13 protein-coding genes are annotated in these 15,563 nt (G+C 41.9%); 11 read left to right on the top strand and 2 right to left on the bottom strand.

What is annotated here, in order from left to right; all coding sequences use genetic code 11:
- Positions 1-293: 293 nt before the first annotated feature.
- Positions 294-2,273 carry an iron uptake porin gene (locus NSTC745_RS30770; RefSeq protein ID WP_445634390.1) on the bottom strand — a complete coding sequence of 660 codons (1,980 nt, stop codon included), beginning with the start codon at positions 2,271-2,273 and terminating at the stop codon, positions 294-296.
- A gap of 854 nt (positions 2,274-3,127) precedes the next feature.
- On the opposite strand from NSTC745_RS30770, the gene ssuD reads away from it, so the two are divergent.
- From ssuD to NSTC745_RS30740, 6 genes are all read left to right on the top strand, one after another.
- Positions 3,128-4,276 (top strand): FMNH2-dependent alkanesulfonate monooxygenase, encoded by a 1,149-nt coding sequence (ssuD, locus tag NSTC745_RS30765; RefSeq protein WP_445638725.1) that lies wholly within the window; start codon positions 3,128-3,130, stop codon positions 4,274-4,276.
- Positions 4,277-4,496: 220 nt separating this feature from the next.
- Complete coding sequence (gene ssuC, locus NSTC745_RS30760; protein ID WP_445634389.1) at positions 4,497-5,321, top strand: aliphatic sulfonate ABC transporter permease SsuC; 825 nt, start codon at positions 4,497-4,499, stop codon at positions 5,319-5,321.
- Positions 5,322-5,450: 129 nt separating this feature from the next.
- The gene (locus NSTC745_RS30755; protein ID WP_445634388.1) at positions 5,451-6,221 is read left to right on the top strand and encodes an ATP-binding cassette domain-containing protein; all 771 of its coding nucleotides are present in this window, start codon (positions 5,451-5,453) and stop codon (positions 6,219-6,221) included.
- A 361-nt stretch (positions 6,222-6,582) separates the two neighbouring features.
- Entirely contained in the window at positions 6,583-7,086 is a 504-nt protein-coding gene (locus tag NSTC745_RS30750) for a GNAT family N-acetyltransferase (RefSeq protein WP_445634387.1), read from the top strand.
- Positions 7,087-7,204: 118 nt separating this feature from the next.
- Entirely contained in the window at positions 7,205-8,152 is a 948-nt protein-coding gene (locus NSTC745_RS30745; protein ID WP_445634386.1) for a D-2-hydroxyacid dehydrogenase, read from the top strand.
- Positions 8,153-8,327: 175 nt separating this feature from the next.
- Positions 8,328-9,278 (top strand): D-2-hydroxyacid dehydrogenase, encoded by a 951-nt coding sequence (locus NSTC745_RS30740; RefSeq protein WP_445634385.1) that lies wholly within the window; start codon positions 8,328-8,330, stop codon positions 9,276-9,278.
- A gap of 203 nt (positions 9,279-9,481) precedes the next feature.
- Here the strand turns inward: NSTC745_RS30740 and NSTC745_RS30735 are convergent, their stop codons facing one another.
- Positions 9,482-10,681 carry an acyl-CoA dehydrogenase family protein gene (locus tag NSTC745_RS30735; RefSeq protein ID WP_445634384.1) on the bottom strand — a complete coding sequence of 400 codons (1,200 nt, stop codon included), beginning with the start codon at positions 10,679-10,681 and terminating at the stop codon, positions 9,482-9,484.
- A 522-nt stretch (positions 10,682-11,203) separates the two neighbouring features.
- Between NSTC745_RS30735 and NSTC745_RS30730 the strand changes: the two genes are divergently transcribed.
- The 5 genes from NSTC745_RS30730 to NSTC745_RS30710 all read left to right on the top strand — a co-directional run bounded on the left by NSTC745_RS30730 (position 11,204) and on the right by NSTC745_RS30710 (position 15,559).
- Positions 11,204-11,419, top strand: a complete 216-nt coding sequence (locus tag NSTC745_RS30730) for a hypothetical protein (RefSeq protein ID WP_445634383.1) — start codon at positions 11,204-11,206, stop codon at positions 11,417-11,419.
- Positions 11,420-11,751: 332 nt separating this feature from the next.
- On the top strand, positions 11,752-12,717 hold the full coding sequence (locus tag NSTC745_RS30725) for a sulfonate ABC transporter substrate-binding protein (RefSeq protein ID WP_445634382.1): 966 nt from the start codon (positions 11,752-11,754) through the stop codon (positions 12,715-12,717).
- A 146-nt stretch (positions 12,718-12,863) separates the two neighbouring features.
- Positions 12,864-14,576, top strand: a complete 1,713-nt coding sequence (locus NSTC745_RS30720) for a fumarate reductase/succinate dehydrogenase flavoprotein subunit (protein ID WP_445634381.1) — start codon at positions 12,864-12,866, stop codon at positions 14,574-14,576.
- A 268-nt stretch (positions 14,577-14,844) separates the two neighbouring features.
- Entirely contained in the window at positions 14,845-15,303 is a 459-nt protein-coding gene (locus NSTC745_RS30715) for a GNAT family N-acetyltransferase (protein ID WP_445634380.1), read from the top strand.
- 28 nt (positions 15,304-15,331) lie between these two features.
- A complete protein-coding gene (locus NSTC745_RS30710) occupies positions 15,332-15,559 on the top strand; it encodes a 4Fe-4S dicluster domain-containing protein (RefSeq protein ID WP_035152298.1) in 228 nt (75 codons plus the stop codon).
- Positions 15,560-15,563 lie beyond the last annotated feature (4 nt).

Below are 15,563 nucleotides of genomic sequence, written 5' to 3'. Positions count from 1 at the left end.
AAGCAAGTATTTCCACAGATAAATTTCAACATAAATTTCTGTAAAATAAACTTTCTATCCCTCAATATACACTTGCTTTTTATGTAATTTTGTGTATGGGAGGCTATGAGAGGCAGTGGGGAGATGGCTTCACTAGGGGGAAAGGGCAAAGAAAAGATCCCTCACGTACCCCTTTTCCCTACCCGAAGGGTTTTGCCCCATGACGGCAGTTGCTACAACAGGGGAACCCCCGCAACGCACTGCCTCCCCCATGCCCCATGCCCTATGCCCTAGTCCTTACAAAGGACTAATGACTAAAACCTAAAGACAGTACGAATCCAACCAAATAAACTATCGGGATTATTGTTATCAGAGTCTGGTGCAGTAATCCAGATTAAACCCGGCGTAATCTCAATATTATTTCCGATTTTATATTGATAAAATGCCTCAACATGTAGGGAGGTATCTTTATCTGCTTGTCCGAAACCTGCCCCCAAATTTACAGTATCACTCAGACGGATGAGTTTCGGCTCCATACCAACTAAAATTCCCCCTAGAGCGCCTTCACTAAAAAGATCCGGGAATGCGAGTCCTACCGCCCAATCTAGAGCTGCGCCATCTCCGCGTCCTATGTAGCGATGGGAGCCATAACTTACCCATCCATTAATTGCAAACTTAGGGCTTACTTGATAGAACGCTTGTAGTCCATAAAGATTGCCTACGGTTCCGGCTCCAGCCACAGTGCTGTTTACGAGGTTACTTCCAACTGCCGGGCCGAAGTTTGTGCCACTAAAACCTTGGGTATTTGGTGGGCTATAGGTATTTACGTAAGTTCCAGCTACCCGAAAATTGCGATCGGCAGAGTAGTATATTAGCTGTGCTAAAGCTAAATACCTGCCTGTAAATAAGCCATTATTAAGTAGTGGATTGTTACCGTTTGGGGCGCTAAAGGCTACCCCAAGTTGAACCTGTTTACCTAGTCGTTGGAGTATGGCAAGTCCAGGGCCGCTATCTCCATAGTTATAGACCAAAGACCGTCGTGAAAATCGTGAAATCCCATTAGCGCCAGTTGCAGAAGACGATTCAAAATATGGGTTTACCGGGCCAGAAAGACCTATCTCACTAGCTCCATCGGATAGGGCATAAATGTTGACTTGAGTATCTGGAGTAAGTAGAAAGCGATAGCGAACACCACCGAGAGTAATCTGATTGCGTGCAAAAGTAATACTGGCGTTATCAGCAGTTCTTCCTTCGTAAGTTCCTAATAACCCAGCTCTTGTTTGTCCCAAAGATTCAATACTTCCACCGGACAACGATAAGCTGAGTGAGTCTTTACCGTTAAAACTTGTGTTGAAGCGTAAGGAAGCTGAGCCTTGAAGTGTGGGATTGCGAGGTGCAGGTGTCTTAGTCACGACATTATTGCCTGCTAGAAGCGAGCCAAAGACAATCTGCGCTCTACCTATGAGTTTGGTTGTAGTTGTAAACTGAGTTGCTTGTAACTGTGCAGTCCGCGCTTCTAAGTTATCTACGCGTCCTCGAACTTCAGCAAGTTCTGGAGAAAATTGTTCTTGTAATTTCTTAATGGTATCTAAATCTTCTTGTCTGACTAAATCTGTCGTTGATGTCGCTATGAGTTCATTGAGGCGATCTAAAGCTGCATTCAAGCCAGCTGCAAATTCATAGCGTGTTAAACTACGATTTCCTTTAAATGTGCCATCTGTATATCCAGCAATTACACCATAACGTTCCACCAAAGACTGTAGTGCTTGAAATGCCCAATCTGTTGGATTCACATCTGATAGTTGCGAGACAGATGTCACTTGTCCAGCAGAGTTCTTGGTAGGTTTTTTCTTAGGTGGTGGCGCATTTCCAGATAATTCGGAGACAGGCGTCACTCGTTCTGGCTTCTTACCTTTTTTTCTAGTTAGTCCTGGAATTGAAGTTTCAACTGTCCGATCTACGACTGCTTCTGGAGGTTTGTTTGCTTCTACTTCCGAAATAGGAGTTTCAACTGTCCGATCGACAGCTGCTTCTGGAGGTTTGTTTACTTCTACTTCCGAAATAGGAGTTTCAACTGTCCGATCGACAGCTGCTTCTGGAGGTTTGTTTACTTCTAATTCCGAAATAGGAGTTTCAACTGTCCGATCGACAACTGCTTCTGGAGGTTTGTTTACTTCTAATTCTTTAGAGAGTTGCGCGTGGCTTTTAGCCGGATTCAAAATCAGGATAGCTAGAATATCTAGCAAAGACAGCAGAAACACTATGGATCTATAGTTCCAACGAGACTTGGACATGACTCTTTAACTCCTCAACCTGAAAAACGAATAAATTAGCTCTAAATTGCACAAAAAACCACCATAATTTCTTGATGCAATGTTTATGCTAAACCATTAGATACTGGATTTAGTAAAGGTTTCATTGATGAAAAAATTACAAATCTCAGATATCGAAACCACCACTAAGCAGTTGTTCAATGTACAATCCAAAAGTCGCAGTAAATTGTTAATTTTGCCGCTTGAAAGGATAGTAAGACGATCTTTGAAAATTGGTGAATGCTAATCAGCTATATTTTGACAGCATCAATTAATTAATTAAACCCGGTAAAACGATAGACTTACCGGATTTTCTTTAGAAATATATTTGCATAGAGGTTGCTACAATGCAAGACCTAGTACTTATCGCGATCGGAAAATATTATGAAGAGTTCTGTTAGCGGTAGCGGGGCGTTTAGCCCGTGTTGAGTGTTAAGTATTGACTGTTAGTTGAGGAATTATTATTCGCCCCTGATGTCCTTGTAGTTTTCGATCTGTCACCCTCTCCATCTCCTCATTTGCCCCACACCGTACAGACAAGGGTTAATTGCGCTACCCACTCGTTACTCTCTGTGCTTCTTTATAATTATGGTTTTATGAGTAGAAAGTTGTGTTTTAGAATACAGTCATTCTGACCACAAAAGTGGCAAAATAGTACATGCTAGCAAAGTTATGTACTCACATCTGCTCGCTATAAAGTTAGGCAGCAAACAAACATTTTTTACCAATGATTAAATTAGGGTTGATTTTTACGTAATATCGGATAGAATTTGACCTATAAACTACGGTATTTCGATCGGAAAAACGTAAATTGCGAACCTGATACCCTGATAAACATGCAAATTCTTTGGTTTATTCCTACTGGATCTCGTGACGGACGCTATTTAGGCACAGATATTGGTTCTCGTGTTGCTACGCCTGATTATTTGCAGCAAATTGCCCAAGCTGTAGATAGTCTAGGTTATACAGGGGCTTTGCTACCTACAGGGCGTTCTTGTGAAGATGCTTGGATTACTGCTGCGGCTTTCATATCTGTTACCAAGCAAATGAAATTTCTTGTGGCAATTCGCCCAGGAATTACTTCTCCTGGTGCTGCGGCACGTATGGCAGCAACATTCGACCGAATTTCCAAAGGAAGATTGTTGATTAATGTGGTGACAGGTGGAGATCCCGTACACCTTGCTGGGGATGGTTTGCATCTGAGTCATGACGATCGCTACGATCTAACCGATGAATTCTTGCATGTTTGGCGGGGTATCGTCAGTGGTGAAACAGTTGATTTTAAAGGAAACTACCTAGACATCAAAGGTGGTAAGCTCCTATTCCCACCGATTCAAAAACCCTATCCACCCTTGTGGTTTGGTGGTTCATCTGCTGCTGCCAAACGCGTTGCTGCTAAACATATAGATGTGTATCTGACATGGGGAGAACCTCCACAGCAGGTTGCACAAAAAATTGCTGAAGTTCGGCGACTGGCGGCAGAACAAGGTAGAACAGTACGTTTTGGCATTCGTTTGCACGTAATTGTCCGAGAAACCGAGTCTGCGGCTTGGGATGCAGCTAATGAGTTGATTAAGTATGTGGATGAAGAAGCGATCGCCACAGCTCAAAAAGACTTTGCTAGTTCTGATTCTGAAGGACAACGGCGCATGAGTCAACTACATAATGGCTCAAGGCAAACCTTAGAAATCAGCCCCAACCTATGGACAGGAATTGGATTAGTGCGGGGTGGTGCTGGTACTGCTTTAGTCGGAGATGCCGATATCGTTCTCGCTAGGATGCTGGAATATCAAGAACTAGGAATAGAAACCTTCGTTTTTTCTGGATATCCGCATTTAGAAGAAGCATATCGCACCGCAGAATTATTATTTCCGCGTCTACCTTTGCAAAACCAACCTGCACCTCCACCAGCAGAAGTTTTGAGTCATTTTAGCGAAACATCTGCCAATGAAGAACTTGCTAAACAACTCACCGCTGCCTCATAAGTATAGGAGTTTTAGATTTTAGATCTTGGGTAAAAACGCTAAATCCTAAGTCTAAATCTTCAGAATTCAGAATAATTCAAAAATATCATACTTATACTAAAAAAATGACTTTTTTTTGAATTTTGAGTGCTGAATTCTTGTCAAAATCAATAATTTCACATTTCTAGATTTCTCGTTAAAGAGAATCTAAAAACCGAAATCTAAAATCCAAAATACTACTATGACTATCACCCTCAAACACAGCAAAAGTAGTAATATATCCCTAAGTGGGCTGCTAAACAGCCCACAAGCCGATAAAATAGTCCCTTGGATTGTCCCTGTTCTCGTACTAGTACTTTGGGAAGTTTCTTCGAGAACTGGTCTTCTTTCAACAAGAATTTTACCAGCCCCTAGTGGTGTAATTACCACAGCATTTAGATTAGCTTCAACTGGAGAATTATTTCAACACATAGGAATTAGTGCTGGGCGTGCCATATCTGGTTTTATAGTTGGTGGCAGCATCGGGTTTGGTTTGGGTTTGCTCAATGGCTTTTCTCGTTTAGCGGAAAGATTATTAGATAGTTCCTTGCAAATGCTCCGCACAATCCCCAACTTGGCATTAATTCCGCTAGTAATTCTCTGGTTTGGTATTGGCGACCAAGCCAGATTATTTCTAGTATCTATGGGGGTATTTTTCCCATTGTATCTCAATACATTTCATGGCATTCGTAGTGTTGACCCCGGACTGATTGAGATGGGAAAAGTATATGGATTGAAAACACCACAACTTTTGTGGCAAATCATTTTTCCTGGGGCTTTATCTTCAATTCTTGTTGGCGTTCGTTTTTCCTTGGGAATTATGTGGCTAACACTAATTGTTGCAGAAACCATCGCAGCAGATTCTGGACTTGGATACATGGCGATGAATGCTCGTGAATTTATGCAAACTGATGTTGTGGTATTGAGTATTGTTATTTATGCCTTGCTAGGCAAATTAGCAGACGCCACTGCCAGAGCATTAGAAAGAAAGTTTTTGGCTTGGAATCCTAATTACCAACGTGCATAGTTTTCAGTTTTAGTCAAAACGGGAAATTATTCATTTGAGTTAGGAACGATCGCAAAAGCTTGCATATTCAATATGCATTTACTGACAATAAAAATCATAGCTACTCTCTAAATAATGGAGGTTTTTCGAGTGAGTTCAAATGTACAAGGTACACAACTAAGTATTTTGGATCTGACGAAGGATTTTGGCAAAAAAAATGTTTTAAACTCATTGAATTTAGAAGTTGCACCTGGTGAGTTTGTTGCCATTGTAGGACGTAGTGGTTGCGGTAAGAGTACCTTATTACGTCTAGTTTCAGCATTGGATAAACCGAGTTCGGGTGGAATACTACTAGATGGGGAACCACTCCGTAAACTCAGCCGTTCTGTAACCGTAATGTTTCAAGATCCTCGTTTATTACCTTGGAAGCGGGTGATTGAAAATGTGGGGTTAGGCTTGCAAGGGAATTGGCGTGAAAGAGCTAAGTGGGCACTCCAAAAAGTGGGACTTGAAGATAGAGCTGAGGAATGGCCTCACGTACTATCTGGCGGACAGCGCCAACGGGTGTCATTGGCAAGAGCATTAGTAAGTCAGCCCCGTTTGTTGCTGTTAGATGAACCTTTGGGAGCTTTGGATGCTCTCACTCGCCTAGAAATGCAACATTTGATTGAAAATTTGTGGCAAGAACGCAAGTTTACAGCATTTTTAGTTACTCATGATGTAGAAGAAGCAGTAGCATTAGCAGACAGAGTGATCTTAATTGAAGCAGGACGGATTACTTTAGATTTACCTGTGAGACTTTCACGTCCGCGAGATAGAAGCAATGAACTGTTCATCAATATTAGAGAAGCAGTTTTAGAACGAGTAATGAGCAATGAAAATACTCAGGTAAGCAGCCAGGTATTACAGCTGAGTAGCTGAAGTTTAAGCTTTTCCTAGCCAATCAATATTAAACTTGAGGTAGCTGCGGTAAATAGGCTACTTCGAGATTCAAGCTATCTTTAAAAAACAGCTATAACAATTCCAAATTATTCATCAGCCTCAAAATAATTGTCAACTCTCTTATTTGCGCCTGTAGCACTTCTGCGCGATTTTTTACATGTTCGCGGCTTGGAATAACTAAAAAAAATAGCGGTTGTCAACCAAATGAGGTACACAACTTTATAGGAACACAAAGCTTTCTATCCCTACATTTTACCTGACTAAAACGTAAAATATTATACTAATTATCAGTTTATATATTTGATTGAAAATAAAATATAAATATTTATTACTGATTGTAATGGGAATTAGAAAATTAACAAAATCTGATGCAGAAGATTATAGGCAGATCCGACTAGAAGCTTTATATAAAAATCCAGATTCATTCGGCTCGACATATCATGAAGAAGCAATTAAGACTATAGAACAATTTAGAGATAGAATCCCAGTAGATAGCAATAACTTTATTTTGGGTTGTTTTGAAGATAAAGAGTTAATTGGAATAGTCGGATTTCAACAAGAATCAAGAATAAAACTCAGGCATAAAGCATATATTACTAGTATGTATGTTCAACAAGAATATCGAAGAAGAGGTATAGGTAAATTATTATTAAATGAATTAATTGAAAGAGCAAAAGCTATTGACGAAGTAGAAATATTATTAATTGATATTGTTAAAAATAATTTTTTAGCCAAACAACTGTATTTATCATTGGGATTTCAAATATATGGCAGAGAAAAAATGGCGTATAAATCTAATAATCAATATTTTGATTTAGAGTTTATGTGTTTGGGAATTAAATAATCAGAACTTAGTTTTTCATAAAAATCATAACTTTTACCAATAAAAATGTTACTCATTTTTTATCGAACAGAGGCAAGTTATAAAAATAGCCCTGTAAATTAGGAAGAGGTAATCTACAATGAAGCTCATTTTACCGCTCGATTTGGTTGCTGATATTGAGCCACATCTACCACCCAATACAGAAGTTGTACGAGTAGATATTGATGGTAATTTAGATGGCGATGCTAGTGATGCTGAAGTTTATTTTAGTTGGTTTTTATCGAGAAGTCCCATACTGCATAAAATACTAGAAGCTGCACCTGCACTGCGTTGGCATCATGCCCCCAATGCAGGAGTAAATCACATTTTGACACCAACTTATTTAAAAAGAGATATTATCCTCACAAATGGGGCGGGGGTGCATGGAATTCCTATTGCCGAATTTGTAATTACTTATATACTTGCTCATGCTAAGCATCTGCAAGAATTATATAGTTTACAGGCAGAGCGTCACTGGAAAAGAGGCTTTGCCATCAAAGAGTTAACAGATGCAACTTTGCTAATTATTGGTGCTGGTGGTATTGGACAAGAAATTGCTGCGCGTGCTAAACCCTTCGGCTTAAAAATTATTGGTAGTCGCCGTCATCCCCAAGAACTACCAAATTTTGATAAAGTAGTGGGTGCTGATGAATGGCGATCGCTCCTCCCCACAGTAGACTATGTAGTTATTGCAACGCCCCTGACACACGAAACTAAAGAATTCATTGATGAATCTGTATTGCGATCGCTCCCTCCCCATGCATACTTAATTAATATTGCTCGTGGCGGTGTCATCGATGAATCAGCATTAATCAAAGCACTTACAGAAGGTTGGATTGCAGGTGCAGCATTAGACACAGTTACCACCGAACCCCTACCGCCAGAAAGTCCTTTATGGTCGCTTCCAAACATCTTTATCACACCCCATACTTCTGGTCATTCACCAAAAAGCAAACAGCGTTCAATAGCTTTATTTCTTGATAATCTTAAACGTTATCAAGCTGGTGAACCTTTACGAAATGTAGTAGATAAAGAAGCAGGGTATTAGGGATTGGGGAGATGAGGGGCAGAGGAGCAGGGGAGCAGAAAAGCAGGGGAGCAGAGGAGCAGGGGAGCAGAGGAGAGTTGTTGTACAAGTTCTTTCTCCTCTGCCCCTGTGCCCCTCTGCCCCTCCGCCTCTTCTGCCCCATACCCAATCTCTTTAAAATCAGGGAGTACGAAATATGGTGAAGCTAATTTTACCCGATCATTTGATTGCTGAAATTCAGCCGCTGTTACCATCTGATGTAGAGTTTGTGGTGGTGGATAGTGAAGGCAACATCGATGGCGATGCTAGCGATGCAGAAGTTTATGTCAACGGATTCTACCTCAAGGCCTCTACCCTTGATAAAGTACTGGCGGCAGCACCGGCACTGCGTTGGCAACAGTCACCGAGTGCTGGTGTAAATCACATTCTCACGCCTAACTTTTTGCAAAGGGATATTATCCTGACAAATGGTGCAGGAGTTCACGCCATTCCAATTTCGGAATTTGTGCTGGCGTTTATGCTTTATCACGCCAAGAATTTGCGGAAATTACAAACTTTGCAGGACGAACACACTTGGGTTAGAGGAGTGTTTCTCGAAGAGTTGGCAGATGCGACTTTATTAATTATTGGCACAGGAAATATCGGTCAAGCGATCGCATCTCGCGCTAAAGCTTTTGGAGTTCGAGTTTGGGGAAGTCGCCGCCATCCCGAACCTTTACCTAATTTTGATAAAATTGTCGGCGCCGATGAATGGCGATCGCTCCTTCCAGAAGCCGACTATGTAGTTATTGCTACGCCATTAACGCCAGAAACTAAAGGCTTAATCGATGAAGCTGCATTGCGTTCTATGCGTCCATCTGCCTACTTAATTAACATTGCTCGTGGTGAAATAGTAGATGAAACCGCATTGCTCGCCGCCCTACGTGAAGGATGGATTGCTGGTGCTGGATTAGACACTGTTGCTGTAGAACCTCTGCCGCCGGAAAGTCTGTTATGGTCGCTACCAAATGCTTTTATCACGCCCCATTGTTCGGCACTGTCACCACGGCTAAGAGAACGCATAGCAGCATTGTTTATTGACAATCTTAAACGCTACCAAACTGGTCAGCCATTACGCAATGTCGTAGACAAAAAAGCAGGGTATTAAATATTGGGCATGGGGCATACGAGGAGGACAAGGGGAAAGGGAAAGGGGTATGGTTCGACCCTTCTCTACGAGAGGCTTCGCCAACGACAAAGCTCAGGACAGGCAAGCTCACCAACCGGGGAAAAGGGGAAAGATTAAATTTATTCTTTTTCCCTTTACCCTTTAACCTTTTCCCTGCCCAATGCCCAATGCCCAATGCCCAATCACTTAACTTTCAGGGCGGATTTTCCTAAAGATTGGCAAATGACATCATTTTGCGGTGTATGGATGCGACTGCACAGAACGTCACGGTAATGTCGCTCTAAGGGGTTCTTTTTCAACATGCCAGGATTACCAGTTAGCTCTAAGGCAATCTCTACAGCACGAATCGAGTTAGTGGTAGTTAAATATTTAACGCTTTGTGCCTGTAATCCTACGTTACGTTCGTAATCGCCGCGATCGCAATCTTGAGCCAAACTATAAATCAGTCTGCGGTTTGCAAATAGCAGTGCTTCCATCTCTCCGACAGCAGTTTGAAAGCGCGGTAAAGTTGCTAGTGGCTCTCCTAAATTAGATGGCGATCGCTCCCAAAGATACCCGATCAGCCAGTCTCGCGCAGCACTAGCAACACCGAGATACAAGGCACCGATCGTCAAACTGCCCCAAGTGGCAATCAATGGGTCGAGAGAAGGCACAGCAGAGATAGGGCGGATATCAATGGCGTATTCTGGGGGAATTAATACATTCTCTAAGATGAGGTCGTGGCTGCCGGTGGCTCTCATCCCCAAGTGATCCCAAGTTTCGACAATTCGCAAGCCAGGTAAATCGCGGGGAACCAGAAAATTGCCAACTTGTGGTTCATCTTCTGTTGTCCGCGCCCAAACAACGAAGTAGCTGAGGATGGGACTGCCTGTGGTGTATTGTTTGTGACCTGTTAAACGCCAGCCCTCTGTTGTTCGTTCCGCAATGGTAGCAGGCAATCCACCTCTGGCTGGCGTACCTAATTCTGGTTCCACACGGGCAGCATTCAGCAGCGCAATGCCTTCTATTGACTCACGACATACGCGTTTGTATACTTCGGAAGGCCAGCGGCGACTACGAGCTGCATGGGCATGTTGGAGATAGTGCATTGTCAAGACTAACGCGGTGGAAGCATCGCCGTGGGCTATCCCTTCAATGACTCGGCAAATAGCCTCTAGCCCCAAATCCTGACCGCCCAGTTCCCGCGGGATAGTGAGGCTCAGCAATCCTGCCTCATGCAAAGCTGTAAAATTCTCAAAAGGAAAGGAAGCCTCTTTGTCGTGTACCCCTGCACGGGTAGCAAAGTCTTTGGCCAAAGCTTCAACTTGTTGGAAAATATTTGGGCTAGTTTCTAAGCTTTTGGCTATAAAAGTGTCTGGCGTCTCTTGTTGCAACTGCGACATAATATACTCCTTGTTGAGGGTAAACTTAAATCTTCTAAAGACGACCAGACATTCGTCCTGGGAAAAAAAAGTTGATTTTCCTGCAAACTTGGGATGCTTTGATGGGAAATTAGGCGAGTTCTTAAGCTCTAACCTGAGATTTCTAGTAATTGTGATGAATAATACTAAGGTGATTTCTAGGGAAGAAAATACCAACGCTGACGAGTTTCGACTTCGCTCAACTCTCGACTCTGAAGTTGGTTGAGCGAAGTCGAAACCAACGGTTAGGGTAAATTCATTGATGGAATTCACCTAAAACTCAGTCGGAATATTGTAATTAGTGAATTTAATTAAGTATGACATAAACAGCTTTAACACAGCAAGCCAACTAGAGATTTGGGGGAGGTGGGGAGATGGGGATAAAAATTTTGAAATGCGTTTGTGAATGCAAATAGTTATTAGATTGAGCAAAAGGCTCCTGATTTAGATTTGTTGCGTATGCTGAAGGCGGAAGTTGCTACAGGCTACGTATAACGCGCAAACGTGAAAGCGGAAGCTCTTACAGGGAAGGCGGAAGCTCTTGCAGGGTGCGCGATATACTTAAACGTCAAGGCAGAAGCTCTTGCAGGCAAGGCGGAAGCTCTTGCAGGGAAGGCAGAAACTCTTGCAGGGAAGGCGGAAGCTCTTACAGGGAAGGCAGAAACTCTTACAGGGAAGGCGGAAGCTCTTACAGGGAAGACAAAAGCGGAAGCTGAATAAATGCGATCGCATATTACTAAAATATGCTGCATTTACCGTAGTATGCTTTAATAAAGGAACTCTGTAGATTGCTTGTAATAGCAATACATAGATTATCTGGATTTTTAGGCGATCGCTTTCTTTATTTTGTAGCCATATATTTTTTTATTGGCGCTGATTGCCCAGTTCCCAACCCGATTGGTAGAAGTTGAATATTTATCTCTAAAAGTAGAGTCAAGACGTTGATTAAGTTTTTCCCAACTCGATTGCTCAGTATTGTGATACCTGCGGTAGGCAAAACCGTTGCCTTTTTCAAGAGATTCAAGCAGCGAAGGATTTACACTTTTTTGCTAATGTTTACAGTTGGACTTGGTTTAACATTAGCTGTCTTTGCTTGTTCTCCAACCACGAGCAACACTGGAACAACCCAAACAACCCAGGCACCAAGCAGTACTACTGCCGTTCGTATTGGTTACCAAAAAGCATCAACTATTCTCTATGCACTCAAGGCACAAGGAAATTTAGAGAAAGCCTTTGCAGCCTCCGGCGCTTCAGTCACCTGGTCAGAATTTCCTGCCGGGCCTCCGATGTTGGAAGCATTAAACGCAGGTAGTATTGACTTTGGCTATACCGGAGAATCGCCGCCAATATTCGCCCAAGCTGGAGGCATTCCTTTAGTTTATGTTGCTTACGATCCTTGGAGTCCTAAAGCTGAAGCTATTATAGTTCCTAAAGATTCACCTATTAAAAGTGTAGCTGAACTCAAAAGCAAAAGAGTTGCTTTTGCCAAAGGCTCCAATGCTAACTATTTATTAGTCAAAGCCTTAGAAAAAGCAGGACTAAAATACAGCGATATTCAGCCCAAAACTCTACCACCAGCTGATGCTCGTGCTGCCTTTGAAGGTAAGAACGTCGAAGCTTGGGCAATTTGGGACCCTTACTTAGCCGCAGCACAAGCAGCAACAGGCGCACGTAGTTTAACAGATGGAACGGGATTAGCTCCCAATCGCGGTTATTATCTTGCGGCGAAGTCTTTTGTTGACAGTAAGCCTGATGCTTTGAAAACAATTTTAGACGAGGTTAAAAAAGCCAGTGATTGGGCGAAAAACAATCCCAGCGATGTTGCCAAGCTTCTTTCTCCAGCATTAGGTATTGATGCTCCCGTATTAGAAATAGCCGAAAAGCGACGCGAGTATGATGTACTTCCGCTGACAGATGAAGTAATTAGCAAACAACAAGAAGTTGCAGATACATTTTATAAAATCAAATTGATTCCCAAGGAAATTAAAGTTAAAGAAATTGTTTGGCAAGGGAAATAAGTCAGGAGTCAGAATTCAGAATTCAGAATTCAGAAGTCAGAAGTCAGAAGAAAAAGCGAAAATATTTCTTTACCAGTCCCCAGCTATCACTCGCTATTTTCAATCCAAGTCTAATCCAAAATCTAAAATCTCAAATCCAAAATTGTATGACTAACATAAATACACAGTGGATAAAAACGGATGTCCTGGTCATTGGAGGCGGTACGGCGGGGACAATGGCTGCAATTAAAGCTAAACAGGCCAATAGCGATCGCCAAGTGTTGATTTTGGAGAAAGCGAATATTCGTCGCAGTGGTGCGATCGCAATGGGAATGGATGGGGTAAATACAGCCGTCATCCCCGGACATTCCACCCCAGAACAGTACGTGCGTGAAGTGACAATTGCCAATGATGGCATTCTCCATCAAAAAGCCGTCTATCAAACAGGCAAGCTAGGTTACGAAACCATTCAAGAATTGGAAAGTTGGGGCGTTAAGTTTCAAAAAGACCCCCAAGGTAATTATGACCTCAAGCAAGTGCATCGGGTAGGTAAGTATGTATTGCCCATGCCAGAAGGTAAAGACCTCAAGCAAATTCTTACCCGACAAGTCAAGCGCCATAAAGTCAACGTGACTAATCGCGTAATGGCTACAAGAGTGCTAGTAAAAAATGGTAGAGCGATCGGTGCAGTTGGGTTTGACGTGCGCGGCGGCGATTTTGTCGTCATCCAAGCAAAAGCCGTCATCCTCTGTACTGGAGCTTGCGGACGCTTAGGACTACCTGCATCCGGCTATCTTTACGGCACTTACGAAAATCCTACTAACGCTGGCGATGGCTATTCGATGGCGTACCATGCAGGCGCAGAACTTAGCAACATTGAATGTTTTCAAATCAACCCGTTAATTAAAGATTATAACGGCCCCGCCTGTGCTTATGTTGCCGGGCCATTTGGAGCATATACAGCCAACGCCGAAGGACACCGCTTCATTAATTGCGATTATTGGAGCGGTCAAATGATGTTAGAAATTTGGAGAGAATTAAACTCTGGTAAAGGCCCCATTCAAATGAAAATGACTCATTTAGATGAGGATACAATTTCTGAAATTGAGTCTATTTTATGGGCAAATGAGCGTCCTAGTAGAGGGCGTTTTCATGAGGGTAGAGGTGAAGACTACCGCACTCATGGCGTTGAAATGAACATTTCCGAAATCGGGTTATGTAGTGGACATAGCGCATCTGGTGTTTGGGTGAACGAAAAAGCAGAAACCACAGTCCCAGGACTTTATGCAGCAGGAGATATGGCTAGCGTCCCCCATAATTACATGATTGGTGCATTTGTGTTTGGAAGATTGGCGGGAGAAAATGCAATCGAATATATTCAAAATTTGGAACATCTAGAACCAGATGTTGATTTTTTAGAAGCAGAAAAATCTAGGATTTATACACCATTAAATCAGCCAAATGGCATTCCTCACACCCAAATAGAATATAAATTGCGCCGACTGGTGAATGATTACCTGCAACCACCAAAATCTGCTAACAAAATGGAAATTGGGTTACTAAATTTTGCTCGCTACGAAGAAACACTAGCACAAATGGGAGCGCGAGATCCTCATGAATTAATGCGCTGTATGGAAGTGCATTTTATTCGTGATTGTGCGGAAATGGCAGCACGCGCCTCTTTATATCGTCGGGAAAGCCGCTGGGGTTTATATCATTATCGTTTAGATTTTCCCGATAAGAATAATGAAGAATGGTTTTGTCACGTCAATTTGAAAAAGAATGATACAGGTGAAATGGTACTTTTTAAGCGTCCAGTGGAACCTTATATTATTGATGTAGATTTACAAAAAGAATTTTACGATGTAGCAGTACGATAAAATCCCTGCATAAGAGGATGTTTGAAAAATCATGATTGATGTATCAAATATTTTTTTACCCCTCCCTAACCCTCCCCTTTATAAGGGGAGGGAACCGAATTTTTCTTGTTTGCCCCCTTTATAAGGGGAGCCACTGCGTTGGGCGGCTCCGCCGACTTGTTCGCCCTTGGCGTTCCCGCAGGGTAGCAAGTGGCGTGGGACTAAGGGGGGTAACAACGCAATTAAAATCACAGCAAATCACTTTTCAAACAACCTCTAAGATAAGATTATGGTTAATAAACTTACCATTGGCAAGCAAGTTCAAACTAGGCAATCTCAAATTCAAGATGCAGAGCAAATAGCTATTCTTTCTGAGCAACTTAACTATCCTGCTACAAAAACACAAATAGAACAGCGTCTTGTCCAAATTGAAAATAATAATTCTCACATCGTCTATGTTGCAACTGTAGCAAATGATGATGTAATTGGTTGGGTACACGGACATATATATGACTTAATAGTAATGCCAAAACAAGCTATGATTCTTGGTTTAGTTGTAGACAAAAACTATCGAAGTCATGGAATTGGCAGGATTTTAATGCAGCAGATTGAACAATGGGCTAGTTTACTTGGATGTGATGGAGTCAGGCTAAATTCTAATATTAAACGCAAAGAAGCTCATTTGTTTTATGAAAAAATTGGCTATACAAATATCAAACAATCAATGACTTTTACTAAAAAATTATAAATAATGTGGCTAAACTACAGGTAAAAATATGGCTTTAATTACACAAAGAGTAGATGTCCCCGTAATCGTTGACGAATCTAAATGTTTAGAAAAATGTGTTGCTTGTATTGAAGTTTGCCCCTTGGATGTATTAGCAAAAAATCCAGAGACGGGGAAAGCTTATATGAAATATGACGAATGTTGGTTTTGTCTACCTTGTGAAAAAGAATGCCCAACTAATGCGATTACTGTGCAAATTCCCTTTTTGTTGCGCTGAGGTT

The organism is Nostoc sp. DSM 114161 (assembly GCF_052692665.1).
The sequence above is the reverse complement of the archived record's forward strand: the minus strand, read 5'-3'. Positions and strand labels throughout refer to the sequence as shown.